This is a genomic window from Streptomyces sp. AMJ-169, from assembly GCF_055597585.1.
The window spans coordinates 877,359-904,283 of the sequence record NZ_JBVLTJ010000001.1 but is presented as its reverse complement, the minus strand read 5'-3'; the positions used below and the strand labels follow the sequence as shown (position 1 = coordinate 904,283).

Here is a 26,925-nt window from a genome sequence, read left to right as displayed (position 1 = left end):
AGGTGCCATGCGCTTACGAGGGATGAACAGAAGAACCGCGAGACGACGGATCTGGGCGGCCGGTGTGACGGCCGGGGTCACCGTGGCCGGGCTGCTGGCCGGGCCCGCCGCCCATGCCGCGCCGGTCAGGAACCTGTCGGTGAAGGTGAAGTCGCCGCCGGGCGGGGCGGATGTGCGGGTGCTGGTGTTCTACGGCTCCGCGGCGGCCGGCGCCGAGTCGCCGGCCGTGGACGCGGGGATCGCGGCGATCGAGCGGATCGGCTTGTCGGGTCCGGCGGCGCAGCGGTTCGAGACGGAGGCGACGGACGACGCCCGCGTCTTCACCGACGGTGCCGCGCTGGGGAGTTACAACGCCATCGTGTTCCTGACCGGCGGCGGTGACGTCCTCGACCCCGACCAAGAGGCCGGTCTGGAGGCCTACATGAAGGCGGGCGGCGGTTTCGTCGGCCTCCATGACGCGGCCCGCGCGGAGCCGTACTCCGACTGGTTCACCGGCCTGATCGGCGCCCGCCCCGCCGCGAACAGCCCGACTGCCGTACAGCGGGCCGTGGTTGAGGTGGGCGACCGGACGCATCCGGCGGCGAAGGACCTGCCGGTGCAGTGGAAGCGCGCCGACCGGTGGCTGAACTGGGCGAAGAACCCGTCCGGCGAGGTGCACACGGTCGCCCGGGTCCGCGAGTCGACGTACCAGCCCGGCGCCGGCGCCAACGGCTGGGACCACCCGGTGAGTTGGTGCCGCGACTACTCCGGCGGGCGGTCCTTCTACACCGCGATGGGCGGTACGGCGTCGGCGTACGACGAGACCGACTTCCGGGCGCATCTGCGCGGCGCGCTGCTGTGGACGACACGGCTCGCGCAGGCCGACTGCAAGGCGACGATCACCGCGAACTACCGGGCCGAACGGCTCACCCGGCCCAACCAGCCGGGCCGGAACGACCAGATCGGGGAGCCGCACGGGCTGGTGACCGCGCCCGACGGACGGGTGCTGTACATCGGCCGGGGCGGCGCCGACTCCTCCCGGCCGGTCGTCACCGACTGGAACGACCCCGACATCGGCAAGGGCAGGGGCGAGCTCCACGTCTACGACCCGAAGACCCAACAGGTCACGCTCGCGGGCGAGTTGAGCGTCTTCGGCAACAAGGGCGGCGGCGACGAACTCATCAAGGTCGAGGAGGGCCTGCTGGGCATCGAGCTGGACCCGGGCTTCGAGCGCAACGGCTGGGTGTACCTGCACTACACGCCGCACGCGCAGCTGAACCGGGACACGCGGATCGCCCAACGGTACGTCTCCCGCTTCACGTTGGACCCCGCGACGAACAGGCTCGACCTGAACAGCGAGAAGGTCCTCCTCAAGTGGCCGGTGCAGGTGCACAGTTGCTGTCACTCGGGCGGCGGGCTCGCCTGGGACTCCAAGGGCAACCTCTACATCGCGACCGGCGACAACAACTCCAGCCTGTTCAGCGACGGTTACTCCGGCAACAACCCGGCGCCGAACTTCAAGGGCGTCTCCTTCGCCGACGCGCGCCGCACCGCCGGCAACACCAACAACCTCAACGGCAAGATCCTGCGCGTCCATCCGGAGCCGGACGGCACGTACACCCTCCCCGAGGGCAACCTGTTCACCGGCCGGGAGACCGCCGAGGGCGGCGGCAAGACGCGCGGCGAGATCTACGTCATGGGCGTCAGGAACCCGGCCCGCATCTTCGTCGACAAGAAGACCGACGTCCTCTACGCCGGCTGGGTCGGCCCCGACGCGAGCGATCCGTCGCCGACCTGGGGCCCGGCCAAGTACGACACCTTCGCCGCCATCACCCGTGCGGGCAACCGGGGTTGGCCGTTCTGCATGGGCAACAACCAGCCCTACCGCGACCGGGGTCTGCCGGACCCGTCGAAGCCGCTGGGCTGGTACGACTGCGCCCACCCGAGGAACGAGTCGCCGAACAACGACGGCCTGGTCAACCTGCCGCCGGTCACCGGGAACAACATCTGGTACTCGCCCCAGGGCGGCGGCCCGGACTACCCGCGCGACGCGAACGGCGTCCCCTCCTACCGCCAGGACCAGGCCACTTACCTGCTGCCGTGGCTCAAGGGCGGCGGCCAGGCCGCGATGAACGGACCCGTCTACCGCTACGACCCGGCGAGCACCGGCGCCGCCAAGTGGCCCGCGTACTGGGACGGCAAGTGGTTCGTCGGCGACTTCTACGACGCCGACCAGCCGCGCAATGCCGTCATCATGGACCCGGCGAACCAGGGCGACGGCGGACTCCCGGTCCACGCCGAGTCGTTGAAGAAAATCGTGCCGGTCGGCAACGACGGCATCAAGAACCTCATGGACTGGAAGTTCGGCCCCGACGGCGCCCTGTACGTCCTCGACTACGGGCGGGGCTTCTTCACCTCGGACGCCAAGTCGGCGCTGTGGCGGGTCACTTACACGGGCGGCGGACCGACGCCGGCGGCAGGTCTGCTGGCGCGGGGAGGACAGTGATGCGAGATTTCAAACGGCACCCCGCACAACGCCTCACGCACCGACGAAGAGCCCTGACAGCCCTGTTGGCGGTCCTCCTGCTGGCGTTCGGGGTCCAGAGCGTCCAGCCCGCCGCCGCCCGCCCCGAACCGGCCGCCGCCACACAGGTGTTGACCTGGACCGCCGGTGACGACATCACCAAGTACGGGTCGGCTCCCACAACCGCCGTGGCCGGCAAGGCGACCATCGTCTTCGAGAACAGCGCGGCCACCGGCAACACCACCGGCATGCCGCACACCCTGACGTTCGCGACGGCCGACCCCGAGTTCAACGGGGACGTCCAACTCAACATCCTGGCCAACCCGTTCGACGACCAGAAGGGCCGCTACACCGCCGAGGTGACCCTCACCCCGGGCCGCTACTTCTACCACTGCACGATCCCCGGCCACAGCCAGATGCAGGGCATCCTCACGGTCACCGAGGGCGACGGCTCGGACACCACCGCCCCGGAGGCCTCCGCACAGGTCACCGGGGCCCGCAACTCCCAAGGCGAGTACGTCGGTTCGGCGAGCGTCGCGGTCACCGCGACCGACGCGGGCTCGGGCGTCGACCGGATCGAGTACGCCCTCGGCGACGGCGCCTGGCAGCCGTACACCGCGCCGGTCGTCGTCGACCAGGTGGGCCAGCACACCTTCCGCTACCGGGCGTTCGACAAGGCGGGCAATGTATCGGCCGAGCAGATCGTCGCCTTCACCGTCGTCGCGCCCCCGACCGACGACACCGCCGCGCCGGAGACCTCGGCGGCCGTGACCGGTGAACGCGACGCGGACGGCGCGTACATCGCGATGGCGACCGTCACCGTCTCGGCCTCCGACACCGGTTCGGGTGTGAACACCATCGAGTACGCGCTGGGCGAGGGGAGTTGGCAGGAGTACACCGCGCCGGTGATGGTCCATCAGACCGGCGTGCACACGCTCCGGTTCCGGGCCACCGACAAGGCGGGCAACGTGTCGGCGGTCAAGTCCGTCTCCTTCACGGTCGTCGCGGCGGCCACCCCGGACACCACTCCGCCGACGACCGGCGTGACCGTCACCGGGACCCGCAACTCCTCGGGCGCGTACGTCGGTTCGGCGCGCGTGACCGTCAGCGCGGCCGACGAGCACGGCGGTTCGGGCGTCGACCGGATCGAGTACTCGCTGGACTCCGGCCCCTATCTCGCGTACGCCGCCCCGCTGGTCGTCGACCGGGCGGGCACGCACACGCTCGCCTACCGGGCGACGGACCGGGCGGGGAACACCTCGGCGGCGCTCACCGTGACGTTCACCGTCGTGGCGAGCCAGGTTCCGGCGCCCAACTGCCCTGAGTTCGACGAGCGGTTGACGGTGATCGTCGGGACGGTCGACTCGGGGGTGCCGAACCGGATCACCAACAGCCGGTGCCGGATCAACGAGTTGATCGAGGACGAGCGGGAGTGGACGTCCCACGCGCTGTTCCTGAAGCATGTGAAGACCGTCATCGACGGCCTGTTCAGGGACGGTGTCGTCGACGGCCGCGAGTACGACGCGATCGACGCGGCGGGCCGTGAGTCCGGGATCGGCAGGCCGGGGCAGACCGCCGGCTACCGGCCGATCCTCGACGGGACGGCGGCGTCGTTCGCCAAGTGGCAGCAGGTGGGCGGCGGTTCGTTCGCGCTGAACGCGGACGGCTCGATCACCAGCGGCACCACCCGGGCGGGTCTGGGCATGCTGTGGTTCCCGGAGCGGACGTACGGCGACTTCTCGCTGCGCCTTCAGTGGCGTGACGACGCGCCGGGCGCCGGGAACGCCAACTCCGGTGTGTTCGTGCGGTTCCCGTGGGTCCACGACCACCCGGAGGAGTCGCGCCCGGAGTGGGTGGCCATCAAGTACGGGCACGAGGTGCAGGTGTTCGACTCGCCCACCGGCGACCTGTACAAGACGGGCTCGGTGTACGGCTTCGACCGGGTCGGGCTCGCCGGGGCGCAGGTGGCGCAGAAGGGCACCTGGAACGACTACGAGATCCGGGTCGTCGACCAGCACTACTCGGTGTTCAGGAACGGCGTGCTGATCAACGAGTTCGACAACACCGGCGGCCAGATCTTCGAGCCGCCGCGCGGCGACGATCCGGGCACCGACGGGCGGCGTTACGCGGCCGGCTACATCGGACTCCAGGTCCACGGCACGACGGACGTCGTCTCCTACCGGGACGTGAGAATCAAGGAGTTCTAGTCGTCCCGGGCCCTGCTCGGCTGTACCCGCTTGGGCTCCCCCGGCATCTTCGGATACTCGGGCGGGTACGGCAGATCCCCGAGTCCGTGGTCCTGTTCGTCGCGGTGGGCGAGGTCGAGCAGTGCCTCCAGCGAGAACCTGTGGTCGTCCATGTCCGCGTGCACGTCGCCGAGTTCGGCGAAGCGCGCGGGCATGGTCGCGAGGTCGAAGTCGCGGGGGCGGGCGTCGTCCAGCTCCGCCCAGCGCAGGGGCGCGGAGACGGGGGCGTGCGGGCGGGGGCGCACGGAGTAGGCGGAGGCGATCGTACGGTCGCGGGCGGTCTGGTTGTAGTCGAGGAAGATGCGCTCGCCGCGCTCCTCCTTCCACCACTTGATGGTGACCTGGTCGGGCATACGGCGTTCCATCTCGCGGCCGACGGCGATGGCGGCGCGGCGGACCTGGGTGAAGGTCCAGCGGGGTTCGATGGGCACGAAGACGTGCAGTCCGCGTCCGCCGGAGGTCTTGGGCCAGCCGCGCAGGCCGCCGAACTCGTCGAGGACGGAACGGAGTTCGTGGGCGGCGCGGACGGCGTCGGTGTAGTCGGTGCCGGGCTGCGGGTCGAGGTCGATGCGGAGTTCGTCGGGGTGGTCGACGTCCGCGCGGCGGACGGGCCAGGGGTGGAAGGTGAGGGTGCCGTACTGGGCGGCCCACAGGACGGCGGCCTCCTCGGTGGGGCACATCTCGTCGGCGCTGCGTCCGCTGGGGAAGGTGATGTGGGCGGTGGGGATCCAGTCGGGCATGTTCTTGGGGGCCCGTTTCTGGAAGAAGTTCTCGCCGTCGACGCCGTCGGGGTAGCGCTCCAGGGTGGTGGGGCGCTCGCGCAGGGCGCGCAGGATGCCGGGGGCGACGGCCTGGTAGTAGCGGGCGAGGTCCAGCTTGGTGAAACCGCGCTCCGGGAAGAACATCTTGCCGGGGCTGGACAGCCGTACCGTCCGTCCGCCCGCTTCCAGCTCGACCGCGTCGCCCATGGCTTCACGGTAGGCGAATCCCGCATATCAGGCATTTCATTTTCTTTCGGGTGAGACTTCAGCCATGGATCTGCCGGTGATGCCCCCTGTGAAGCCGATGCTCGCCAAGTCGGTGGCGCGGATTCCGCCGGGCATGCAGTACGAGGCGAAGTGGGACGGCTTCCGGGCCGTCGTGTTCCGCGACGGCGCCGAGATCGAGCTGGGCAGTCGTACGGGCAAGCCGCTGACCAGGTATTTCCCGGAGCTGGTGGCGGCGCTGGCGGAGCGGGTGCCGCAGCGGTGCGTGCTGGACGGGGAGATCGTGATCGCGCGGGAGGGGCGGCTGGACTTCGACGCGCTGACCGAGCGGATCCACCCGGCGCAGTCCCGGGTGCGCACGCTGGCGGAGCGCACCCCGGCGTCGTTCGTCGCGTTCGACCTGCTGGCCCTGGCCGACAGCGCGCTCCTGGACGTCCCCCTGAGCGACCGGCGGGCGCTGCTGGAGCGGGCGCTGGCGGGCGTGACGCCGCCGGTCCACCTGGCGCCCGCGACGACCGATCCGGAGCTGGCCGCGCGCTGGTTCGAGCAGTACGAGGGCGCCGGCCTCGACGGGATCATCGCCAAGCCGCTGACCTCGCGCTATCTCCAGGACGAACGCGCGATGTTCAAGATCAAGCACGAGCGGACGGCGGATGTGGTGGTCGCGGGCTACCGCCTCCACAAGAGCGGCCCGGTGATCGGCTCCCTGCTCCTCGGGCTGTACGACGGCCAAGGCGCGCTCCAGCACGTGGGGGTGTCGGCGTCGTTCACGATGGCGCGGCGCGCGGAGCTGGTGGCGGAGCTGGCGCCGCTGCGGATGGCGGACGCGGCCGGTCACCCTTGGGCGGCCTGGGGGGACGCGGCGGCGCACGAGTCGGCGCGGCTGCCGGGGGCGCCGAGCCGCTGGTCGGGCAAGAAGGACCTGTCCTGGGTGCCGCTGCGCCCCGAGCTGGTGGCCGAGGTGGCGTACGACCACATGGAGAACGGGGCGCGGTTCCGGCACACGGCCCGCTTCCGCCGCTGGCGCCCGGACCGGACGCCGCGAAGCTGTACGTACGCCCAGTTGGAGGAGCCCGTGGGGTACGACCTCGCGGAGATCCTGGGCACGGCCACCTGATCGGCGCAACCCACCGCGCACGATCACATCTGATCGGGTAAGGCCACCTGCGACCGATTCGGCAGGCCCTATAGGGAGCGGTGTAACGGTGGGTTTCTCTCATCCGACGGCAGGTTTCGCACACAGACGGACATTCAGCGGTCGCCGGTACGCCCTCGCGGCGGCGGCCCTCCTCACGGCCGCGCTCGCGGCGGGCTGCACGACGGCCGCCGCCCCGCGCACCCCGGCCGACGACGCCCTGAACGGCGCCCCTCCCGTCGTCCGCCCGGTCCTCGCCGTGAAGATCGACAACGCGCGGGCGGCCCGGCCGCACACCGGGCTCGGCGCGGCGGACGTCGTGTACGTCGAGCCGGTCGAGGGCGGGCTGAGCCGGCTGATGGCGGTCTATGCCACGAAGCTTCCGAAAGTGATCGGACCGGTGCGCAGCGCGCGGCAGTCCGATCTGGAACTGCTGCGCCAGTTCGACCACCCGGTGCTGGCCTTCTCGGGCGCCCAGCGCAAGCTGCTGCCGCTCATCAGGAAGGCGCCGGTGCGCGCGGTCCAGCCCGGTGACGTGCCGGGCGCCTTCTACCGCAGTTCCTCGCGCACCGCCCCGCACAACCTCTATCTGCGCCCGCCCCGCCTGATGCGCACCGCCCCGGGCGCCCCGGCGCTGACGGCGACCGGCTTCCGCTACGGCCCCGCGCCCGCGGGCGGCACCGCCGTCTCGACCCGCACGGTCCGCTATCCGGCGGCCCGTTTCACGTTCACCTGGTCCGCGCGCCAGGCCCGCTGGCTGGTCGCCATGGACGGCGCCCCGACCCGTACGACCGAAGGGGGCCGCGTCACCCCGGCGACCGTGGTCGTCCAGTACGTCAAGGTCCGCAAGAGCCACCTCCACGACGTCCTGGGCAATCCGAGTCCGTACACGCAGACCGTGGGTTCGGGGAAGGCGAAGGTGCTGCGCGGCGGGCGGTCGTACGACGTGACGTGGACGCGGCGGAAGGCGACGGACGGGACGCGGTTCACGACGGGGGACGGGAAGCAGGTGAACTTCGCCCAGGGGCAGGTGTGGGTGGTGTACGCGAAGGCTTCCTAGCGCTCGCTTTTCGCGCGCGGCCTCCCTAGCGGGCGCTCGTATCGCGTGCGAGGGCCGGTTCGGACGGGTTGCGCAGGTCCTCGGCCGCGTCGGAGACCCGCTGGAGGAGCGCGAAGAAGACCGCCTGTTCGGCGGAGGTGAGCGGGGCGAGGAAGACCTGGTTCATCCGGGCCGTGCGCACGCCCAGCTTGCGGTGCACGCGCTCGCCCTCCTCGGTCAGCCGCAGCAGGGAGCGGCGGCCGTCCTGCGGGTCGCGGACCTTGTCGAGCAGACCGCGGCGGCCGAGGCGGGTGACGACCTCGGCGATGGTGGAGCGGTCGAGGCCGACCCGCTCCCCCACCGTCCGCTGGTCGAGCCCCGGTTCGCGGACGAGCGCGTTGAGGACGGCGAACTGCGGTGACGTGATCTCCTCCGAGACCATCGTGTTCCACAGCAGGTGGTGGGCCTGCTGGAGGCGGCGGGCCAGATGCCCGGGGTGGGTGCTGAGGTCCACGGCAGGCATGGGCGCTCCTCTCGGACGTACTGCGCTGGAATCGGTGTGTGCACTGAACGATACTCGCTGGATCCAGAAGTGACCTTTACCACGATCACACGTCGGACCTGCTGCAATGAAAGGGTCTTGACGAGGGGTCGCGGCGGTGGCAGCGTGAGGACGACCTCGCTGAAATGCTCAGTGCGCTGAGCAGTTGGAGAGAAGGGGCAGGGATGGACAAGGTGGTCGCCACAGCCCGGGAGGCAGTGGCCGATGTGCCGGAGGGCGCGTCGCTCGCGGTGGGCGGGTTCGGCCTGAGCGGTGTGCCGAACGTGCTGATCGAGGCGCTCTTCGAGCGGGGTACGGGCGGTCTGTCGGTGGTCTCCAACAACTGCGGCGCGATGGACACGGGGCTGGCGGTGCTCCTGGCGGCGGGCCGCATCGCGCGGGTGACCGGCTCCTACATCGGGGCGAACAAGGAGTTCGCGCGCCAGTACCTGGCGGGCGAGCTGGAGCTGGAGCTGATCCCGCAGGGCACGCTGGCGGAGCGGCTGCGCGCGGGCGGCGCGGGCATCCCGGCCTTCTTCACCCCGGCCGGGGTGGGCACGCAGGTCGCGGAGGGCGGTCTGCCCTGGCGCTACGACGGCTCGGGCGGGGTCGCGCTGGCGTCGCCGCCGAAGGAGGTGCGCGAGTTCGACGGGGTGGAGTACGTGCTGGAGCGGGCGATCCGTACGGACTTCGCGCTGGTCCGCGCGGCCAAGGGCGACCGGCACGGGAACCTGGTGTTCAACAAGGCCTCCCGCAACTTCAACCCCCTGGCGGCGATGGCCGGCCGGGTCACGGTCGCCGAGGTGGAAGAGCTGGTCGAGCCCGGGGAGATCGAGCCGGACGCGGTGCATCTGCCGGGGATCTTCGTGCAGCGGGTGGTGGCCCTGACGCCGGAGCAGGCCGCCGACAAGAAGATCGAGCAGCGGACGGTGAGCAGCTGATGGCCTGGACACGCGAGGAGATGGCCGCGCGGGCGGCGCGCGAGCTGCCGGACGGCAGCTACGTCAATCTGGGGATCGGCCTGCCGACGCTGATCCCGAACTACCTCCCCGAAGGCGTCGAGGTCATCCTGGAGTCGGAGAACGGCATCCTGGGCACCGGCCCGTACCCCGCCGAGGACGCCGTCGACCCGGACCTCATCAACGCGGGCAAGGAGACGGTGACGGTCCTGCCGGGCGCCTCCTTCTTCGACTCGGCGCTGTCCTTCGGGATGATCCGGGGCGGGCACATCGACGTCGCCGTGCTGGGCGCGATGCAGGTGTCCGAGAAGGGCGACCTCGCCAACTGGGCGATCCCCGGCAAGCTGGTCACGGGGATCGGCGGCGCGATGGACCTCGTGCACGGGGCGCGGACGGTGATCGTCGTCATGACGCACACCGCGAAGGACGGCTCGCCGAAGATCCTCGCCGAGTGCGCGCTGCCGCTGACCGGCAAGGGGTGCGTGAACCGGATCATCACCGACCTCGGTGTCCTGGAGGTCACGGCCGAGGGGCTGGTGCTGACCGAGACGGCCCCCGGTGTCCCGGTCGACGAAGTGATCGCCAAGACCGATGCCAAGCTGACCGTCGCGGAGGACCTGCTGTGAAGGACGTCTACATCGTCGACGCCGTCCGGACCCCGATCGGGCGCTACAACGGCGGCCTCTCCGGAGTCCGCCCGGACGACCTCGCCGCGCACGCGATCCGTGAACTGATCGCCCGCACCCCGGACCTGGACCCGGCGAAGGTCGAGGACGTGTACTTCGGCAACGCCAACGGCGCGGGCGAGGAGAACCGCAACGTCGGCCGGATGGCCGCGCTCCTGGCGGGGCTGCCGACCTCCGTCCCCGGGGTGAGCGTCAACCGGCTGTGCGCGTCCGGACTTGAGGCGGTGATCCAGGCGGCCCGCGCGATCGCCGTCGGGGACGCCTCCGTCGTCGTCGCGGGCGGGGTCGAGTCCATGACCCGCGCGCCCTATGTCCTGCCGAAGAACGACAAGCCGTTCCCCGCCGGGCACACCGAGCTGTACTCGACGACCCTGGGCTGGCGGATGACCAACCCGAAGATGGACCCGCAGTGGACCATCCCGCTGGGCGAGTCCGCCGAGCTGATCGCCGACAAGCACAAGATCAGCCGTGAGCAGCAGGACGAGTTCGCGCTGGCCTCGCACCAGAAGGCCGCCCAGGCCCAGCGACAGGGCCTGTTCGACGCCGAGTTGGCCCCGGTGTCCATCCCGCAGCGCAAGGGCGACCCGGTCGTCTTCGGCGCCGACGAGTGCGTACGCCCCGACGCCTCCCTAGCCGCCATGGCCAGGCTGAAGCCGTCGTTCCGCGCCGAGGGCGGGACCGTCACGGCGGGCAACGCCTCGCCCCTCAACGACGGGGCGGCGGCGCTGCTGCTCACCGACGAGGAGGGACTGCGGGCGACCGGCAAGGAGCCCCTCGCGCGGGTCTCGGCGACCGGGGTCTCCGCGATCGACCCGCACTACTTCGGGCTCGCCCCCGTGGAAGCGGTGCACCGCGCGCTCGCCAAGGCCGGCAAGGGCTTCGGGGACCTGTCGGTGCTGGAGCTGAACGAGGCGTTCGCCGCCCAGGTGCTGGGCTGTGTCGCCGAGTGGCCCGAGTTCGACCCGGCGGTCCTCAACCCCCAGGGCGGCGCCATCGCGCTGGGCCACCCCCTCGGCGCCTCCGGAGCCCGCCTCGCCGGGACCGTCGCCCACCAGCTCGCCCGCAAGGGCACCGGCGTCGGCGTCGCCACCCTCTGCATCGGCGTCGGCCAGGGCCTCGCCCTCGTACTCGAACGGTAAGGACCATGACTCTCACCCAGCACGACATCGACGCCGAGATCGCCGCCGAGCACGCCGCGTACGAGAAACGCGTCGCCGACGGCGCGCCCGTGGAACACCACCCGCGCCGCGACTACGCCCCCTACCGCTCCTCGGTCCTGCGCCACCCCCAGCAGCCCCTGGTCGCGATAGACACCAGCAAGGACCCCGAGCTGGTCGAGCTGGCCTCCCCCGCGTTCGGGGAGCGGGACATCACCGAGATCGACAACGACCTCACCCGGCAGCACAACGGGGAGCCCATAGGGGAGCGGATCACCGTGTCGGGGCGGCTGCTCGACCGCGACGGGCGGGCGCTGCGCGGCCAGCTGGTCGAGATCTGGCAGGCCAACTCGGCGGGCCGGTACGCGCACCAGCGCGAGCAGCACGACGCGCCGCTGGACCCGAACTTCACCGGCGTGGGCCGCACCCTCACCGACGACAGCGGGTTCTACAGCTTCACGACCGTCCAGCCGGGCCCCTACCCCTGGCGGCAGCACCTCAACGCGTGGCGGCCGGCGCACATCCACTTCTCGCTGTTCGGCTCGGCGTTCACGCAGCGGCTGATCACGCAGATGTACTTCCCGAGCGACCCGCTGTTCCCCTACGACCCGATCATCCAGTCGGTCACCGACGACGCGGCCCGCCAGCGGCTGGTGGCGACGTACGACCACAGCCTGTCGGTCCCGGAGTTCTCGATGGGCTACCACTGGGACATCGTGCTCGACGGCCCGCGGGCCACCTGGATGGAAGAGGGGCGCTGAACCATGACGAAGATCGACACGAGCCGCCCGGAGACCGTGCTGCCGACCCCGTCGCACACGGTGGGCCCGTTCTACGGCCACGCGCTGCCCTTCCCCGGCGGCGGCGACATCGCGCCCCTGGGCCACCCGGACACGGTGACGCTCCAGGGATACGTGTACGACGGCCAGGGCGATCCGCTGCCGGACGCGTTCCTGGAGCTGTGGGGCGCCGACCCGGAGGGCAACCTCCCCCAGGTCGACGGCTCGATGCGGCGCGACCCCGCGAGCGGCGGGTTCCTCGGCCGCAACGGCGTGGAGTTCACCGGCTGGGGCCGCGTCCAGACCGACACCAACGGGCACTGGACGGCGCGTACGCTGCGGCCCGGCGCGCGCGGGGCGAGTGCGCCGTACCTGAGCGTGTGCGTGTTCGCGCGCGGGCTGCTGACGCACCTGTACACGCGGATCTACCTCCCGGGCGACGAGTCCGCGCACACCGCCGACCCGCTGCTGGCCGGGCTGGCCCCCGACCGCCGGGCGACCCTGATCGCGACCGAGGCGACGGGCGGCTACCGCTTCGACGTACGGTTGCAGGGCGAGGGCGAGACGGTCTTCCTGGAGTTCCAGTGACGCGTCCGGGGACGGGGTCCGGGGCGGGGGCCGACGGCGGCATCGGCGGGACTGGCAGAGCCGACGGCATCGGCGGAGCCGGTGAGGCGGCCGACGCCGACGCGGGCATCGCCCCCGGCGCCGGCCCCCTCGGCAGCGCCGACACCGGCACCCCCCTCGCCGCCCCCGACTCCAGCCTCCTCGCCCCCGGCTGGACCGCCTCCCCCGTCGCCGAGGCGACCAGCGACCGCGCCTACCTCCGGGCCCTTCTCGACGCCGAGGCCGCCCTGACCCGTGTGCAGGCCGCGCGGGGGCTGGCTCCCCGGGCGGCGGCGACGGCTGTCACCGAGGCCGCCGACCCCGCCCGCTTCGATGTCCGCTCCCTCGCCGAGCGGGCCCGCGCGGGCGGCAACCCGGTGATCCCGCTGGTCGCGGACCTCACCGAGGCGGTCGGCGCGGAGCACGGCCCGTACGTCCACCGGGGCGCGACCAGCCAGGACATCATGGACACGGCGACGATGCTGGTCGCGGCCCGCGCCCTCGACCTGATCCTGGCCGACCTCGACCGCGCCCAGCGGACGCTCGCGACGCTGGCCGCCGCCCACCGCGACACCCCCCTGCCCGCCCGCACCCTCACCCAGCACGCCGTCCCCACCACCTTCGGCCTCAAGGCGGCCGGCTGGCGCTCCCTCCTCCTCGACGCCCGCGACCGCCTCCAGACCGTACGCCACTCCCTCCCGGCCCAACTCGGCGGCGCGGCAGGGACGTTGGCGGCGTTCGGGGCGTACGGCGCGGCGGACGCGACGGCGCTGCCGGCGGCGTACGCGGCCGAACTCGGCCTCAAAGCGCCGGAGTTGCCGTGGCATACGCTGCGCACGCCGGTCGCGGAGCTGGCCGGGGCGCTGGCGCTCACGGCGGGGGCGCTCGGCAAACCGGCCCTCGACGTGCTGACGCTGGCGCGCACGGAGATCGGGGAGCTGGCGGAGGGCAGCGGCGGCGGCTCCTCGGCGATGCCGCACAAGGCGAACCCCGTGCGCTCCACCCTGATCGTCGCCGCCGCCCGCCGCGCGCCGCAGCTCGCGGCCACGCTGTACGGGGCGCTGCTCGCGGAGGACGAGCGGCCGGCCGGGGCGTGGCACGCCGAGTGGGAGCCGCTGCGTGATCTGCTGCGGCTGGTCGGCGGGGCCGCGCGGGACGCCGTGGAGCTCTTCGCGGGGCTGCGGGTCCGGCCGGAGGTGATGCGTCAACACCTCGATCTCACCCACGGGTTGATCGTCTCGGAGCGGCTGTCGGCCGAGCTGGCGGTGGTGCTCGGGCGGGCGCGGGCCAAGGAACTGCTGACCTCGCTCGCGGGGCGGACGTACACGGAGGGCCGGTCGCTGGCCGAACTCCTCGCCGCCGAGCCCGAGTTGAAGGACATCGACCTCGACGACCTCGTCGACCCGACCCGTTACACCGGCTACGCCGGTGTCCTCACCGACCGTGCGCTGGAGCGACGTTGACCGAGAAGCTGATCGACTGCCGTATCGAGGGCTCGCCTTCCGCGCCCGCGCTGCTGCTCGGGCCCTCGCTGGGGACGTCGTCCGGGTTGTGGGACGAGGTCGCGCCGGAGCTGTCCGTCACGCACCGGGTGGTGCGGTGGGAGCTGCCGGGGCACGGCGGGAGCGCGCCCGGTCTCATCCAAGCGGGCGCCACCGTCAGCGACTTGGCGTCCCTGGTGATCCAGCTCGCCGACTCCCTCGGCATCGAGCGGTTCGCGTACGCCGGGGTGTCGCTCGGCGGGGCCGTCGGGATGCAGCTAGCCGTCGATCATCCCGAGCGGGTCGAGTCGCTGGCGGTGATCTGTTCGTCGGCGCACTTCAACGGGGCGAAGCCGTGGGAGGAGCGGGCCGAGCGGGTCCGGCGCGAGGGTGTCGACTGGCTGATCGGTAGCGCCAACTCCCGTTGGTTCGCCGGGGACTTCACCGTCCCCGCGCTGCTGCGCGACCAGGCCGAGACAGATCCGGAGGCGTACGCCGCCTGCTGTGACGCCCTCGCCGCCTACGATCTGCGCGACCGGCTCGGTGAGATCCGCGCGCGTACGCTGCTGATCGCCGGGCGGCAGGATCCGGCGACGCCGCCCGCGCATCTGCGGGAGATCGCCGACGCCGTGCCCTCCGCCGCGCTGACCGAGTTGCCGGGGGCCTCGCATCTGGCGCCCGCGCAGTGCCCGCGCGCCGTGCTGACCGCGCTGCGCGCGCATCTCGGGGGCGGCGCGACGCAGGGCATGGCCGTACGCCGCGAGGTCCTGGGCGACGCCCACGTGGACCGCGCCCAAGCTCGCCAGTCCCCGTTCACCGCCCGGTTCCAGGACTTCATCTCCCGCTACGCCTGGGGCGAGATCTGGACCGACCCGACCCTGTCCCGCCGTGAGCGCAGCCTCATCACGCTGACGGCGCTGATCGCCCACGGCCACTACGACGAGCTGGCCATGCACATCCGCGCGGCCCGCCGCAACGGCCTCTCCCCGGAGGAGATCGGAGCGGTCCTCCTCCAGTCGGCGGTGTACTGCGGAGTCCCCGCGGCAAATTCAGCGTTCGCCGTGGCCCAGCGGGTGCTGGAGGAGGAAGAGGGGGCTGATCGAGGGAGTTAGGCGGGGGGCGGGGCTGTCACCGGCGCCGCCCCGGAGACATGCCCGACGGCGTCCCGCGAGAGCCGAGGCGGCCGTCCCGACGCGAGCCCGCCGCACAGCCGACGCCACCGTCAGCCCCCGCGCCCGCCGCACAGCCCGGCGCACACCGCACAGCCGACACCGCCGTCACGACACGAGCCCGCCACGCAGACCGACGCGCACCGCAAAGCCGACGCCGCCGTCACGCCCCGCACCCGCCGCACAGCCCGGCGCACGCCGTAAAGCCGACACCGCCGTCAAAGCCCCGCGCCCGCACACACCCCGCCGCACACCGCAAACCCGCCCCCTACCCCAACCCCTCCAACGCCCTCTCCCCCATCCCCACCAACCCATCCGCCCCACACGCCCGCGCCAGATCCAACCCCCGCCGCAGCTCCACCGCCGACCGTGCCAGCACCCCATGCTCGATCCGCGCCGCCGCATGCTCGTACTGGCAAGGCGAAGCCTCCAGGTACGTCGCCGCCTGCGCCGCCAGGCGTACCGCTCGCGGGCCCGTCTCCAGCGCCGCCGCGCACCGCAGCGCCTCGCCGATCGCCGTGTCCGTGCCGAGGCGTTCGGCGCGGCGGCGGAGGTCCAGGGCCAACTGGGCCGCGCGAGCGGGGTCTTCGGTCGACAGGGCGCGGGCCAGGTCGGCGGCCCAGGGGACGAGGACCGGGTTCGAATGGCCTCTCGCCGCCGCGGCCTTCTCGGCCTCCTCCAGCTCGTTGACGCCCTCCGCGGTGCGGCCCACCGCGAGCAGCAGGCGGCCCCGGACGGAGCGCGGGTCGGGGAGGACGATCGTCGAGGGGTAGGGCGGCGTGAAGTCGTACTGCTCGGCCATGCTCCAGGCCTCGTCGACATGGCCGCGGGCCAGCAGGACGTCGACCAGGTTGCAGATCGCCGACCAGTACAACGGCAGCCCCCGACCCACCCGTTCGGCGAGCCGCAGCGATTCACGCAGGGACTCCTCCGCCTCGCGCAGCCGCCCCCGGCGGCGCAGCCCGAGGCCCAAGTAGGCGTGGGCCAGGGAGAGATGGCCGCCGCTCCAGCCGGCGGAGGTGTAGGCGCGCAGGGCCTCGTTGAAGAGGGCGTCCGCGCGGTCGAGGCGGTCGGTGTAGGCGTAGGCCGACGCCAGCATCATCGGCAGTTCGAGACCCCATTCGGGGTCGGTCCACCCGAGGCCGTGCGCGAGGCTGCCGTTGACCAGGGAGCGGTCGCACAGCTCGGCGACCTCCTCGGCGTTCTCACCCCGGCACATCGCGTCAAAGCCGCGCAGGATGAGCAGCGCGCGCTCGCTGTTGTCGCGTCCCGTGCAGGTCGCGGCGAGGGCGGCGAGCTGCTCGGAGCGCCCGGGCGCAGCGGCCTCGCCGGGGTACAGCCCCTCCCACATGAACTGCACGGCCGTCAGCCGCATCCGCGCGGGCCCCGGTTCGTGCCGCAGCGCCTCGGTCTGGACGGTGCGGACGGCCTCGTCCAGCTCGTTGTTGTGCAGCAGGGCCTGGGAGAGGCGGTGGACGGCGTCGACGCGCAGGGTGCCGTCGAGTCCCGGCAGGGCGAGGGCGGCGCGCAGGTGGGCGATGGTCTGGGCGGGCGAGGTGAGGAGGCCCGCGCTGCCGAGCTCGTACAGGACGTGCGCGTGGATCTCCTGGGTGGGCGGCTCCTCCAGGGCACGTTCCAGGCAGCGGCGGGCCGCGTCGGGGGCGCCGACGGCGAGGTGGGCCGCCGCCGCCTCGCGCAGCTGCTCGACCAGGTCGGGGTCGCCCTCGGGGTGGACCTGGAGGAGGTGCCGGGAGGCGGCGGCGATGCCCCGGCCCGCGCCGAGGACGACCTTGGCGGCCACGCCGTGCATCGCGCCGCGCAGGAAGTCGGGGATGTTGCTGTAGACGGCGGTGGCGATCAGCGGGTGCACGAAGACGAGTTCGCCGTCGTCCTCGGGGCCCGGCGAGGTGAGGATGCGGGCCGAGCGCAGGACCTCGACGCAGGCCAGGGCCTGGTCGCGGCCGAGTCCCGCCATGCCGGCGGCCTGGTCTATGGAGATGCCGGTGCCGAGGATGGCGGCGGCCCACGCGAACCGGGTGGCCTCGATGCCGAGCCCTTCGAGGTGGGCGAGGAAGCCGTTGTCGCGGGCGGTCTTGTTGATGGTGCGCAGTTCGGCGGCGGTCGTCTCGGTCGGCGCGAGCTCGCGGTCGCCGACCTTGGCGAGGAGTTCGACGGTGTAGTAGGGGTTGCCGCCGGTGACGGCCCACACCTCGCGGCAGAACGGGGCGTCCGCGTGCGCGCCGAGCGTGGCCCGGGTGAGTTCGGCGACGGAGTCCGGGGAGAGCGCTTTGAGGGCGTGCACGGACTCCCCGGCGACGGCGTCGACGACCGCGAGATGGCGGACGCCCTCCTCGTCGGACTCGCCGGGCCGGTGGGCGACGACGAGGAGCACGGACAGATCCGCGAGCCGTTCGGCGAACGCGGCCAGCCAGCGCAGGGTCTCCTGGTCGGCCCAGTGCGCGTCGTCGACCAGCAGCACCAGCGGGAAGTCCCGCACGGCGATCCGGCGTACGGCGGCGACCAGGCCGTCGCACACGCCCTGCGGGTCGGCGGGCTGCGGCGCGGGCTCGGCGATGCCGAGGGCGGGTCCGGCGATGTCGTACCAGTCGCCGAGGTACTCGCGGGCCTCCTCCTCCAGCAGCGACAGCAGGGCGGGCTGGAGGAGCTGGCGGACGACGTGGAAGGGGACCGAGCGCAGGGTCTCGCCGGCGCGGGCCGACCAGACCGTGCATTTCCCGGCCTCCGCGATACGGCGGGTCTCGGCCAGCAGCGCGGTCTTCCCGAGCCCCGCCTCGCCCTTGAGGACGAGGAGCCGGCCCGTGGACGCGCGGCCCGTGCGCAGTTCCTCGACCGCGCGTGTGATGGTCGCGAGCTCCGCCTCGCGCTCCCGCAGGGCAGCCGAGGGAGCCGCCGCCGGCCGTACCTCCGTCATCCCGCCACCTCCCCAAGTCGCCCGAACGACGTACAAACCTTGAGCGTAGCGGGCCGCGGGCGCTGAGGCGGCACGGACCGGCCAGGTGTTGCCCGCCCGGGTGACGGCGCGCGGGCGGGCCGGGCACGTGCGGCCTGCGCAGGGCGGCCGCAAGTGTCAACGCCCGTAGCCCGGCGGCGGATTGACGGTGCAATTGACAGCGAAATCGCGCCATGCCCGGGGCATACCCGAGCGGCCTCGCGCCCCCGCGCGGACTCCTCTCATCCGCCTTTCACCGACGCCTCATACGGTGGGACCATGACGCAGGTGACTCCTCCTCCCGGCTGGTACCCCGACCCGGGACAGACAAGCGACGGCCCTCCCACCGAACGGTGGTGGGACGGCGACACATGGACGGAGCGGATCCGGGCGGCCGGGGGCACACAGACTCCGACGCCGGCGACGGAACCGACGCCCATCGATACGACGCCGGCGACGGACCCGGCGCCAAGCGCGGAAGCGCCCCCTTCCGACGCCGCTCCCGCCGAGACCGTACGACTGGACAAGACGCCCGGCGCGGAAACGGCGCCCCTCCCTCCGGTTCCTCACGGCTCCCCCGACTCCGGGTTCCCGGCACCGGAGACGCTGGCGAGCCCTGTTCAAGGCGCGGCACCCGTTCAAGGCGCGGCGCCCGTTCAAGGCGTCGGTCAAGGCGTGGACCCCTACCCCTCGTACCCCGTCCAGCCCCCGCCCGGCGAATCCCGGCTGGGGCTGCGGATGGGGATAGCCATCGCGGTGGCCGCCGCGGTGCTCGTGAGCATCGGCGTCGGCGTCTACGCGCTCGGCAAGAGCGACAGCGGCACCACCGGTACGGCTCAGGGACCGGGCGGACAGGGCGGGCCGTTCGGCAATGGCGGCAATGGGGGCAATGGCGGCAGCGATGGTTCCGGCGGTTCCGGTGGTTCCGGTGGGGCAACCCCCAGCCCCCAGGAGTCCGAGGCCCCGAAGCTCAAGAGCGGTTCCGTCACCGACGCGCTGAACGGGATCAGCATCCCGATCCCGGCCGGCTGGACGGGCCAGCAGATCACGATCGGCGCGCAGATCTCGTCCGACTCTTCTTACCCCTGCCCCGGTGACACCACGAAGTCGTGCACCAAGGGCGGTGTCTACTCGGCGCCGGCCGAGTACCTGAAGACGAACGGGGCGACGGCGGAGGCGGTCGCGAAGGCGGACATCTCCGCGAACGCCGAAGAGTCCTACGGCGGCGACTCGTACGGCGAGATCAGCTCGCACGAGGTGCTGGCCTCGCAGGCGGTGACGGTCGCCGGACAGAAGGGGTACCTGGTCCGCTGGAAGGCGGTGACCAGCAAGGGCGAGGACGGGATCGTGGAGTCGCTGGCGTTCCCGGCGCCCGCGGACACCAAGCGGTTCGTGGTGCTGCGGTTCGGGATCGACGCCGATCAGAAAGCGACCGTGATCGACCAGATCACGACCGGGATCAAGGTGGACACCAGCGGTGGCACCGGTCGTACGATCTGAGCGGTGTGCAGATCAGCCGGGTGGAGCGCCCCTCCGCTCAAGGGGCACCCCACCCGGCCGGGGGGTGGCGCCGCCCCCGTCCCCACGGTGCGGCGCTCGCAGGCCGGCGTCCAGTCATCCCTCGGACGGCGGCCTGGGTCTGGTTGTACCTGATCTAGGTAAGGCCGAGGGCCGGCAGCACGGCCGCCTCCACGAACCTGAGCAGGTAGTCGGCGTCCGCCTCCTTGCCCTCCAGGACCGGGCGGACCCGCAGCACACCGTAGAGCTGGATGGGCACGAACTCCAGCGCGGGGTGGCCGGCCTGGATCTCGCCGCGCTCGACACCGCGCCGCAGGATCTCCCGGACCGCCTCGACCTCGGGTTCGACCAGGGCCTCGCGCAGCGCCTGGCGCAGGGCGGGGTCCTGCATGACCGCGTGGCCGAGGGCCTGCATGAGGACGGTGTCCTTGCCCGCCCAGTGCGCCCCGGCCGAGGCCGCCGCGCGCAGGTCGCCGGCGAGCGAGCCGGTGTCGACGCCGGCGAAGCGGACCTCGCGGCAGGAGCGCAGGGCCGCCGCGACGAACTGCGGCTTGGTCTTCCACTGCCGGTAGAGCGTGGACTTGCTGCACCGGGTGCTGGCCGCGACCCCGTCCATCGTGACGGCGTCGTACCCGCTCTCCCGGATCTGTTCCAGGACGGCGTCGAAGAACTCCTGCTCGCGCTCGGGCGTGATCTTGGAGCGGCGCGAGGCGGCGACCGAGTCGGGTCCCTCCGCGGCCTGCGACGTCATCGGGGTCTCTCCTTGTACGGGCCTGTTAACGGATTCACCGGTTCGGCGGTTCCATTCCCGGATCAAATGTGGCGAACGTCAATCGATACTGAAGTGTACCGGTACTCGATCGTATCGGTACACTGGCGTATCGGTACGACATCGTACCGATAGTGCACCACCGTGAACGAAGAGGCCTGGGGATGAATGCCCGCACCGCGCCCGGAGCAGAGACGGGGGCCGGCGCCACAGCGGCGCGGCCCCCGATAGTCCGTGAGCTGCTGCTCGTCGCAGGGCTCTTCCTCGTGTACAAGTTCGGCCGCCAGCTGGCCACGGGGCACACCGCCGAGGCCTTCCGCAACGCGGGCCGCGTCTGGGACTTCGAACGCTGGGCCCGCCTCCCCTCCGAGGTCTCGCTCCAGCATCTGCTGCTGCACGGCGACGCGCTGGTCAAGGCCGCCAACACCTATTACGCGACCGTCCACTTCCCGGCGACGCTGGCCTTCCTGGTCTGGCTCTATCTGCGCCGCCCCGCGCACTACGTGTGGGCCCGCCGCGTGCTCGCCGCCGTCACGGCCGCCGCCCTCGCCGGACACCTCCTCTTCCCGCTGGCCCCGCCCCGGATGCTGGCCGCGACCGGGCTCGTCGACACCGCGCGCGTCTACGGCCCCTCCGTCTACGGCCCGCCCTCGACCGACCACCTCTCCAACCAGTTCGCGGCGATGCCGTCGCTGCACTTCGGCTGGGCGCTGATGGTCGCGATCGGCCTCATCGCCGCGACCCGCTCCCGCCGGCGCTGGCTGTGGCTGCTGCATCCCGCACTGACACTGCTGGTCATCGTCGGCACCGCGAACCACTACTGGCTCGACGCGATCGCCGCGGGCGCGCTGCTGGGGCTCGCGCTGGCGGTCGTGCGGATGCCGCGGGTGGGGGCGGGGACGACGCGGGTGGTGCGGTCCTCTGTGCCGGCCGGGGTGGCTGGGTCGGCTGCGTCGGCTGAGGAGGCCGGGTCTGCTGTGCCGGCTGCGTCGGCCGGGTCGGCTGCGTCGGCTGAGGGGAAGCCGCTCGCCGGGGCGGGGGCGGTCCGATGAACGCCACTGCCGTCGCCGTCGTCCTCTCCCTCTTCTCCGCCGTCGCGTACGCCGCCGCGGCCGTCGCGCAGGAGCGGCTGGCCTCGCGGTCCTCCGGGGCCGGGGTGCTGCGGCTGCTGCGGCGGGCGGCGTGGTGGGGATCGGTGCTGCTGAACGGGGCCGGGGCGCTGCTGCATGTGGTGTCGCTGCGGTACGGGCCGCTGACCGTGGTGCAGCCGCTGGGGGCGCTGACGCTGGTGGCGGCCGTGCCGCTGGGGGCCAAGGTCGCCGGGCGGCGGGTCTCCCCGGGTGAGTGGCGCGGCACGGCCTACACGCTCGCCGGGCTCGCGGCGATCCTGGCGGCGGCTTCGGGGCCGGCTCCGGAGAGCGGGCTCGGGATGGCGCAGGCGCTGGCCGTGGCGGGGACGACGATCGCCCTCATCGGGGTACTGGCCAGGCCCGGCGCCCGCCCCGGGCTGCGGCACGGCGCGGCGTCCGGGATCGCGTCGGGGGTGGCGTCGGCGCTGACACAGACGGTGACCGTCGCGATCGCGGATCACACCGGGGCGGACTCCGGGCTCCAGATCACCATGGTCGCGCTGCTGGTCGCGGCGTTCGCGGCGGCGGGGCTGCTGCTGTCGCAGACCGCGTACCGGGGCGGTCTCGGGGCACCGCTGGCGATGGTCACCCTGTCGAACCCGGTGGCGGCGGCGGCCATCGGCCTGACACTGCTCGGGGAACGGCTCCAGGGCGGGGCGGCGGGGATCCTGCTCGCGCTGGCGGGGGCGGGGCTGGCGTCCTGGGGGGTGGTGCTGTTGTCGAAGGCGGTGCCGGAGGTCGAGTTGGCGCGGGGGGTTGAAGGGTCCAACGCGGAGGAGTCTGCCGGAGTTCCCGGGGCGTCCGCCGGGGTTCCTGGGGCAGCTTCCGGAGTTCCCGGGGCGCTCGCCGGAGTTCCCGGGGCGCCTGCCGGGGTTCGCGAGGCGCCCGCTGGAGTTCCCGGGGCGCTCGCCGGGGTTTCTGGGGCGCTCGCCGGAGTTCCCGAGGTGCCCGCCGGAATTCGCGAGACGCCTGCCGGAGTTCCCGAGGCGCCCGCCGAATCCGCGCCGGCCGCCAAGCCCTACGCGGAGGCCGGCGAGTCGTATGCGTCGGCCGCCGAGTCGTACGACGACGAGCACCCCGTCGCCGCCGTTCTCGCCCTGCGCCCGGAGTCGGCGTCCGCGGAACCCGCGCTGCTTCCCCGGCCGGCGGCTGGGCCGGAGCGGTTGACGGCGCGGTGAACGGCTGGAGGGGGGACGAGGTTTCGCCGGACCTCGCCCCCCTCCGCAACTCCCTTTCGGGGCGTGCCGTTTACTCGGTGACGATCGCCGGGTCGCTCACGCCCGGTCGGCCGTTCTCCACGTGGCCCGCGAACCTCCGCAGGAACGCCGACCCCTGCTCGGTGACCGTGAGGTCGTACCAGCGGTGGCCCCGGTTGAGGTCGACCGTCCGCTTGATGACCGCGCGCGGCTTGACCTTCACCGTGGTGGTGCGTGCGCGGTAGGCGTCCGCGACCTTCAACTCCACCGTCTTCGTGCCCTTGTTGGTGAACGTCAGCTCCACATGGTCGCCGACGTGCCGGGCCACGACCTCCGCTCCCGCCTCCGCCGCCGCCCCCTTGAAGGCGCGGAGGAAACCGCCCGGACCGTGCACCGTGAGGTCGTACGCACCGCTCGCGAAGGTGTCCGAGAGCTTCCTGCCGGCCTCGGTGGTGTACGTGCGGACGTCGCCGCCCGGGGTCGTCACCAGGAACGCGCCGCCCGCCTTCGTGCCGGTCGCGAAGGTCAGCGAGAGGGCGCCGGCGGTGACCGAACCGTCCACGCTGGGCGCGTACTTGAGGGGGCGGGTCGGGCGGTGGCCGCGCTCCTGCCGGGGCAGGGAGGGGTGGGCCGGCGGGGTGGGGACGTAGTCGGGGTGGCGCTTGTCGTCCAGGGGCTTGTAGTGGTCCGTGGCCGGGAGCGGCACCGGCTTCGCGTCCTTGCGGGAGAAGTCGAACGCCGACGTGAGGTCGCCGCAGACCGCACGCCGCCAGGGGGAGATGTTGGGCTCGTGGACGCCGAAGCGGCGCTCCATGAAGCGGATGACCGAGGTGTGGTCGAAGGTCTCGGAGCAGACGTAACCGCCCTTGCTCCAGGGGGAGATGACGAGCATCGGGACGCGCTGGCCGAGTCCGTAGGGGCCGGCGACGTGGCCGGCCGCGTCGCCGCCGAACAGGTCGGGGCCGGTCTCGACGGTCGAGCGGCCCGCCTGCGGGAAGACCGGCAGGACGTGGTCGAAGAAGCCGTCGTTCTCGTCGTAGGTGATGAACAGGGCCGTCTTCGCCCACACCTCGGGGTTGGAGGTGAGCGCGTCGAGGACCTGGGAGAGGTACCAAGCGCCGTAGTTCGCGGGCCAGTTGGGGTGCTCGGTGAAGGCCTCGGGGGCGGCGATCCAGGAGATCTGCGGGAGCTTGTCCGCCTTGACGTCCTTCTTCAGCCGGTCGAAGTAGCTCTCGCCGTGCTTGGCGTCGGTGCCGGTGCGGGCCTTCTCGTACAGGGCGTCGCCGGGCTTGGCGTTCTGGTACTGGGTGAAGTAAAGGAGCGAGTTGTCACCGTAGTTGCCCCGGTAGGCGTCCTGGATCCAGCCCCAGCCGCCCGCCTTGTCGAGGCCGTCGCCGACGTCCTGGTAGATCTTCCAGGACACGCCCGCCTTCTCCAGCCGCTCCGGGTACGTCGTCCAGGAGTAGCCGGCCTCGTCGTTGCCGAGGACCGGGCCGCCGCCCTTGCCGTCGTTGCCCGTGTAACCCGTCCACAGGTAGTAGCGGTTGGGGTCCGTCGAGCCGATGAACGAGCAGTGGTAGGAGTCGCAGACGGTGAAGGCGTCGGCGAGCGCGTAGTGGAACGGGATGTCGCCGCGCTCCAGGTACGCCATCGTCGTGGACCCCTTCGAGGGAACCCACTTGTCGTACTTGCCGCCGTTGAACGCCTCGTGGCCGTCGTTCCAGCCGTGCGGCAGGTCCTGGACGAACGCCAGGCCCAGGTCGTCGTGGTCGGGGCGGAACGGCAGCAGGTCCTTCGTTCCGTCGGACTGGTACCAGACGGGCTTGCCGTCCTGCCGGGTGGTGACCGGACGCGGGTCGCCGAAGCCGCGTACGCCTCTCATCCGCCCGAAGTAGTGGTCGAAGGAGCGGTTCTCCTGCATGAGGACGACGATGTGCTCGACGTCCTCGATCGACCCGGTGCGGTGGTTCGCGGGCAGTTCCGCGGCGCGCGCGATGCTGCCGGAGAGCGCGGTGAACGCCGTGGTGGCGCCCGCCAGCTGAAGGAAGCTGCGCCGGTTGACTTCGGACATGGGGGACCTCTCGACCTGGGCGTTGCCGCCCTGCCGGTTCATGACGGGACGTTCGCGCAAGGAGTGTTCCAGGACCGTCCAACGAGGGGGAAGGGTCGGATGGCACGCATGTGAAGCTCCCTGGTACGCACGGGGAAGGGCGGGTCGGGGGAGGGTAAGAGGGGGGTGGACGGGAGGTTAATTCGACTGCCTCGAACGGGGGTTCGTGGTGCGGGCGGGGTCCACGTCGAGCAGGGCGGCGAGTCTTGCCGTCTGCCGGCGGACGGACTCGGCGTCGCGGGGGCGGGTCGCGCGGTAGGCGGCGAGGCGGCGGGTCAGTTCGTCCTGGCGGGTGGCGGGGTCGTCGCACCAGAGCTGGAAGAGGCCGCCGGAGGGGAGGACGATGACTGAGCCGAGGGTGAGGTCGGGGTGCTGGTAGGTGGAGGGGGGGAGGGGGAGTCGGTGGATGCCGGTCGTTCGGGCGTCGCTCTTGTGGACGCTGCTCTCTTGGACGCTGCTCTCTTGGACGTCGCTCTTGGGGATGCCGGTCGTTTTTGTCGGCGTGTGTCCCGCGAGCCGGCGGCGCCCGAGCCAGCGGGCCGCCTCCTCGGCGAAGGCGCGGCGGGCGCGGTCGGCGGCGTCGGCCAGGGTGGGCAGGCAGCTGGGGGCCGCGTCGAGGGCGCGGCTCAGGGCGGGGTCGGGGGCGCCTCGGTGGGGGCGGGTGCAGACGAGGTGCCGGCCGTCGCGGGTACGCAGCACCCAGGCGGGGAGGTAGACGGCGTCCCAGGCCAGGGCTTTGGGGTCGGCTACGCCGGGTTCGGTGAGGGCGGCGACGGAGGCGGGGTGGAAGGGGTCGGGGGACAGGAGGGGTGGGGTGTTTTTGAGGTGGGGGTTCTCTGGGTGGGGGTTCTCTGGGCGGGGGTTCTCTAGGTGGGGGTTCTCTGGGCGGGGGGCGCTTTCGGGGAGCGGCGTTCCTTCGGAGAGGAGCGTGCGCGCCAGGAGGGGGGCGCCTTCGGAGAGAAGCGTGCCGTCGGGGAGGGGGGTTCCTTCGGGGAAGGGAGTTCCCTCGGGAAGGGGGGTTCCGGTCCACGCGTCGAAGTGCACGGTCCTGCGGTCGTCGGCGGTGACCGTGTACTTCCGGCCCGCCTCCCGGGAACGTTCGCCGAGTTCCGTGAGCCTCAAGTGGCCGTCGGTTTCGGTGAGATGGCCGATGGCGCGGAGGTGGGCGAGGGCCTGGCGGGTGAGGGCCGGTTCGAGGGCGAAGAAGGCCGCGAGACCGTCGGCGGTGGTGAGACCGGCTTCGGCGATGCCCCGGACCAGGTAGCGGTCGATGAGCTGGTAGGGCTCGGCGGCGGTGACCTCGGCCTGGACCTCGACCCGCCAGACGGGGAGGAGGAGCAGGTGGGCGGATTCGGGGGCGACGCCGAGTTGAAAGACGGCGTGCTCGACGGCTTGGGCGGGCGAGAAGCCTAAGGGGTCGCTGTTTCGGGGGCGGGGGATCATGGGGCGGGGCTTTCTTTGGACAGGGGCTCTTTGAGCGGGGCTGGGTGGGCGGGGGTTGCTGTGTACGAGGGTGAGGGTGGGTGTGGATCAGGGGCGGGCGGGGCTGGGGTGAGCCAGGGCGACCGGGGTCAAGGCGGCCAGGGCTGGGGGGCTGGACGATCGGGGCTGGGCTGGGCTGAGCCGAGGCGACCGGGCCGGAGCGACCAGGTCCGAATGCCAAGACGGCCAAGGCCTGGGGACGAAACGGCCAAGGCCGGGAGGCCAAGGCCGGGAGGCCAAGGCCGGGAGGCCAAGGCCGGGAGGCCAAGGCCGGGAGGCCAAGGCCGGGAGGCCAAGGCCCACCGGGACCGGACCGAACCAAGGCGACCAGGCCGGAGCGACCAGGCCCGGATACCAAGACAGCCAAGGCCGGGGGCCGAAACGGCCAGAGCCGGGAGGCCAAGGCCCACCAGGACCGGACCGAACCAAGGCGACCAGGCCGGAGCGACCAGGCCCGGATACCAAGACAGCCAAGGCCGGGGG

19 protein-coding genes and 1 pseudogene are annotated in these 26,925 nt (G+C 72.4%); 14 read left to right on the top strand and 6 right to left on the bottom strand.

Going from position 1 to position 26,925, the window contains the following annotated elements; translation table 11 throughout:
• Nucleotides 1-7 precede the first annotated feature (7 nt).
• Both ACYUD3_RS03710 and ACYUD3_RS03705 read left to right on the top strand, forming a co-directional pair.
• Entirely contained in the window at nt 8-2,485 is a 2,478-nt protein-coding gene (locus ACYUD3_RS03710; protein WP_470963360.1) for a ThuA domain-containing protein, read from the top strand.
• Nucleotides 2,485-4,710 carry an OmpL47-type beta-barrel domain-containing protein gene (locus ACYUD3_RS03705; protein ID WP_470963357.1) on the top strand — a complete coding sequence of 742 codons (2,226 nt, stop codon included), beginning with the start codon at nt 2,485-2,487 and terminating at the stop codon, nt 4,708-4,710. Before ACYUD3_RS03710 ends, ACYUD3_RS03705 begins: the two co-directional genes overlap by 1 nt.
• On the opposite strand, the gene ligD is transcribed toward ACYUD3_RS03705, so the two are convergent.
• Entirely contained in the window at nt 4,707-5,717 is a 1,011-nt protein-coding gene (ligD, locus tag ACYUD3_RS03700) for a non-homologous end-joining DNA ligase (protein ID WP_470963354.1), read from the bottom strand. The two genes, ACYUD3_RS03705 and ligD, sit on opposite strands and share 4 nt — an antisense overlap.
• Nucleotides 5,718-5,781: 64 nt before the next feature.
• On the opposite strand from ligD, the gene ACYUD3_RS03695 reads away from it, so the two are divergent.
• Together ACYUD3_RS03695 and ACYUD3_RS03690 are read left to right on the top strand one after the other, a co-directional pair.
• The gene (locus tag ACYUD3_RS03695; RefSeq protein ID WP_470963351.1) at nt 5,782-6,852 is read left to right on the top strand and encodes an ATP-dependent DNA ligase; all 1,071 of its coding nucleotides are present in this window, start codon (nt 5,782-5,784) and stop codon (nt 6,850-6,852) included.
• An 88-nt stretch (nt 6,853-6,940) separates the two neighbouring features.
• Nucleotides 6,941-7,930 carry a DUF3048 domain-containing protein gene (locus ACYUD3_RS03690; RefSeq protein WP_470963348.1) on the top strand — a complete coding sequence of 330 codons (990 nt, stop codon included), beginning with the start codon at nt 6,941-6,943 and terminating at the stop codon, nt 7,928-7,930.
• A 25-nt stretch (nt 7,931-7,955) separates the two neighbouring features.
• Here ACYUD3_RS03690 and ACYUD3_RS03685 read toward each other — a convergent pair whose 3' ends face one another.
• Complete coding sequence (locus ACYUD3_RS03685; protein ID WP_470963345.1) at nt 7,956-8,432, bottom strand: MarR family winged helix-turn-helix transcriptional regulator; 477 nt, start codon at nt 8,430-8,432, stop codon at nt 7,956-7,958.
• A 203-nt stretch (nt 8,433-8,635) separates the two neighbouring features.
• On the opposite strand from ACYUD3_RS03685, the gene ACYUD3_RS03680 reads away from it, so the two are divergent.
• The 7 genes from ACYUD3_RS03680 (at nt 8,636) to pcaDC (ending at nt 15,230) form a co-directional block, all read left to right on the top strand.
• Nucleotides 8,636-9,391 (top strand): CoA transferase subunit A, encoded by a 756-nt coding sequence (locus tag ACYUD3_RS03680; protein ID WP_470963342.1) that lies wholly within the window; start codon nt 8,636-8,638, stop codon nt 9,389-9,391.
• The gene (locus tag ACYUD3_RS03675) at nt 9,391-10,035 is read left to right on the top strand and encodes a CoA transferase subunit B (RefSeq protein ID WP_470963340.1); all 645 of its coding nucleotides are present in this window, start codon (nt 9,391-9,393) and stop codon (nt 10,033-10,035) included. The genes ACYUD3_RS03680 and ACYUD3_RS03675 overlap by 1 nt, the downstream gene beginning before the upstream one ends.
• On the top strand, nt 10,032-11,234 hold the full coding sequence (locus ACYUD3_RS03670) for a thiolase family protein (RefSeq protein ID WP_470963337.1): 1,203 nt from the start codon (nt 10,032-10,034) through the stop codon (nt 11,232-11,234). Before ACYUD3_RS03675 ends, ACYUD3_RS03670 begins: the two co-directional genes overlap by 4 nt.
• Before the next feature lie 5 nt (nt 11,235-11,239).
• Nucleotides 11,240-12,013: a protocatechuate 3,4-dioxygenase subunit beta gene (gene pcaH, locus ACYUD3_RS03665; protein WP_470963334.1), complete on the top strand. Its 774-nt coding sequence runs from the start codon at nt 11,240-11,242 to the stop codon at nt 12,011-12,013.
• A gap of 3 nt (nt 12,014-12,016) precedes the next feature.
• Nucleotides 12,017-12,619: a protocatechuate 3,4-dioxygenase subunit alpha gene (pcaG, locus tag ACYUD3_RS03660; protein ID WP_470963331.1), complete on the top strand. Its 603-nt coding sequence runs from the start codon at nt 12,017-12,019 to the stop codon at nt 12,617-12,619.
• Nucleotides 12,620-12,726: 107 nt separating this feature from the next.
• Nucleotides 12,727-14,100 (top strand): 3-carboxy-cis,cis-muconate cycloisomerase, encoded by a 1,374-nt coding sequence (gene pcaB, locus ACYUD3_RS03655; protein WP_470963965.1) that lies wholly within the window; start codon nt 12,727-12,729, stop codon nt 14,098-14,100.
• Nucleotides 14,097-15,230 carry a bifunctional 3-oxoadipate enol-lactonase/4-carboxymuconolactone decarboxylase PcaDC gene (pcaDC, locus tag ACYUD3_RS03650; protein ID WP_470963328.1) on the top strand — a complete coding sequence of 378 codons (1,134 nt, stop codon included), beginning with the start codon at nt 14,097-14,099 and terminating at the stop codon, nt 15,228-15,230. The genes pcaB and pcaDC overlap by 4 nt, the downstream gene beginning before the upstream one ends.
• A gap of 325 nt (nt 15,231-15,555) precedes the next feature.
• Here pcaDC and ACYUD3_RS03645 read toward each other — a convergent pair whose 3' ends face one another.
• Nucleotides 15,556-18,219 carry an ATP-binding protein gene (locus ACYUD3_RS03645; RefSeq protein WP_470963325.1) on the bottom strand — a complete coding sequence of 888 codons (2,664 nt, stop codon included), beginning with the start codon at nt 18,217-18,219 and terminating at the stop codon, nt 15,556-15,558.
• 297 nt (nt 18,220-18,516) lie between these two features.
• Between ACYUD3_RS03645 and ACYUD3_RS03640 the strand changes: the two genes are divergently transcribed.
• Nucleotides 18,517-19,737, top strand: a complete 1,221-nt coding sequence (locus ACYUD3_RS03640) for a DUF2510 domain-containing protein (RefSeq protein ID WP_470963322.1) — start codon at nt 18,517-18,519, stop codon at nt 19,735-19,737.
• Between the two features lie 154 nt (nt 19,738-19,891).
• On the opposite strand, the gene ACYUD3_RS03635 is transcribed toward ACYUD3_RS03640, so the two are convergent.
• Entirely contained in the window at nt 19,892-20,506 is a 615-nt protein-coding gene (locus tag ACYUD3_RS03635) for a TetR/AcrR family transcriptional regulator (RefSeq protein ID WP_470963319.1), read from the bottom strand.
• Nucleotides 20,507-20,688: 182 nt separating this feature from the next.
• On the opposite strand from ACYUD3_RS03635, the gene ACYUD3_RS03630 reads away from it, so the two are divergent.
• Nucleotides 20,689-21,576, top strand: a complete 888-nt coding sequence (locus tag ACYUD3_RS03630; RefSeq protein ID WP_470963316.1) for a phosphatase PAP2 family protein — start codon at nt 20,689-20,691, stop codon at nt 21,574-21,576.
• Nucleotides 21,573-22,389, top strand: a pseudogene (locus tag ACYUD3_RS03625) (DMT family protein); the annotation flags it as partial. The gene ACYUD3_RS03630 and the pseudogene ACYUD3_RS03625, both read left to right, overlap by 4 nt.
• Before the next feature lie 513 nt (nt 22,390-22,902).
• Here ACYUD3_RS03625 and ACYUD3_RS03620 read toward each other — a convergent pair.
• Nucleotides 22,903-24,921, bottom strand: coding sequence for a phosphocholine-specific phospholipase C (locus ACYUD3_RS03620; RefSeq protein ID WP_470963962.1), 2,019 nt, complete (start codon nt 24,919-24,921; stop codon nt 22,903-22,905).
• A gap of 177 nt (nt 24,922-25,098) precedes the next feature.
• On the bottom strand, nt 25,099-26,403 hold the full coding sequence (locus ACYUD3_RS03615; RefSeq protein ID WP_470963313.1) for a hypothetical protein: 1,305 nt from the start codon (nt 26,401-26,403) through the stop codon (nt 25,099-25,101).
• Nucleotides 26,404-26,925 lie beyond the last annotated feature (522 nt).

Excerpts from the sequence above, each read along its gene's own strand:
- ACYUD3_RS03710 (WP_470963360.1), top strand. The coding sequence starts at position 8 with ATGCGCTTACGAGGGATGAACAGAAGAACCGCGAGACGACGGATCTGG.
- ACYUD3_RS03705 (WP_470963357.1), top strand. The coding sequence starts at position 2,485 with ATGCGAGATTTCAAACGGCACCCCGCACAACGCCTCACGCACCGACGA.
- ligD (WP_470963354.1), bottom strand. The coding sequence starts at position 5,717 with ATGGGCGACGCGGTCGAGCTGGAAGCGGGCGGACGGACGGTACGGCTG.
- ACYUD3_RS03695 (WP_470963351.1), top strand. The coding sequence starts at position 5,782 with ATGGATCTGCCGGTGATGCCCCCTGTGAAGCCGATGCTCGCCAAGTCG.
- ACYUD3_RS03685 (WP_470963345.1), bottom strand. The coding sequence starts at position 8,432 with ATGCCTGCCGTGGACCTCAGCACCCACCCCGGGCATCTGGCCCGCCGC.
- ACYUD3_RS03680 (WP_470963342.1), top strand. The coding sequence starts at position 8,636 with ATGGACAAGGTGGTCGCCACAGCCCGGGAGGCAGTGGCCGATGTGCCG.
- ACYUD3_RS03675 (WP_470963340.1), top strand. The coding sequence starts at position 9,391 with ATGGCCTGGACACGCGAGGAGATGGCCGCGCGGGCGGCGCGCGAGCTG.
- pcaH (WP_470963334.1), top strand. The coding sequence starts at position 11,240 with ATGACTCTCACCCAGCACGACATCGACGCCGAGATCGCCGCCGAGCAC.
- pcaG (WP_470963331.1), top strand. The coding sequence starts at position 12,017 with ATGACGAAGATCGACACGAGCCGCCCGGAGACCGTGCTGCCGACCCCG.
- ACYUD3_RS03645 (WP_470963325.1), bottom strand. The coding sequence starts at position 18,219 with ATGACGGAGGTACGGCCGGCGGCGGCTCCCTCGGCTGCCCTGCGGGAG.
- ACYUD3_RS03640 (WP_470963322.1), top strand. The coding sequence starts at position 18,517 with ATGACGCAGGTGACTCCTCCTCCCGGCTGGTACCCCGACCCGGGACAG.
- ACYUD3_RS03635 (WP_470963319.1), bottom strand. The coding sequence starts at position 20,506 with ATGACGTCGCAGGCCGCGGAGGGACCCGACTCGGTCGCCGCCTCGCGC.
- ACYUD3_RS03630 (WP_470963316.1), top strand. The coding sequence starts at position 20,689 with ATGAATGCCCGCACCGCGCCCGGAGCAGAGACGGGGGCCGGCGCCACA.
- ACYUD3_RS03620 (WP_470963962.1), bottom strand. The coding sequence starts at position 24,921 with ATGTCCGAAGTCAACCGGCGCAGCTTCCTTCAGCTGGCGGGCGCCACC.
- ACYUD3_RS03615 (WP_470963313.1), bottom strand. The coding sequence starts at position 26,403 with ATGATCCCCCGCCCCCGAAACAGCGACCCCTTAGGCTTCTCGCCCGCC.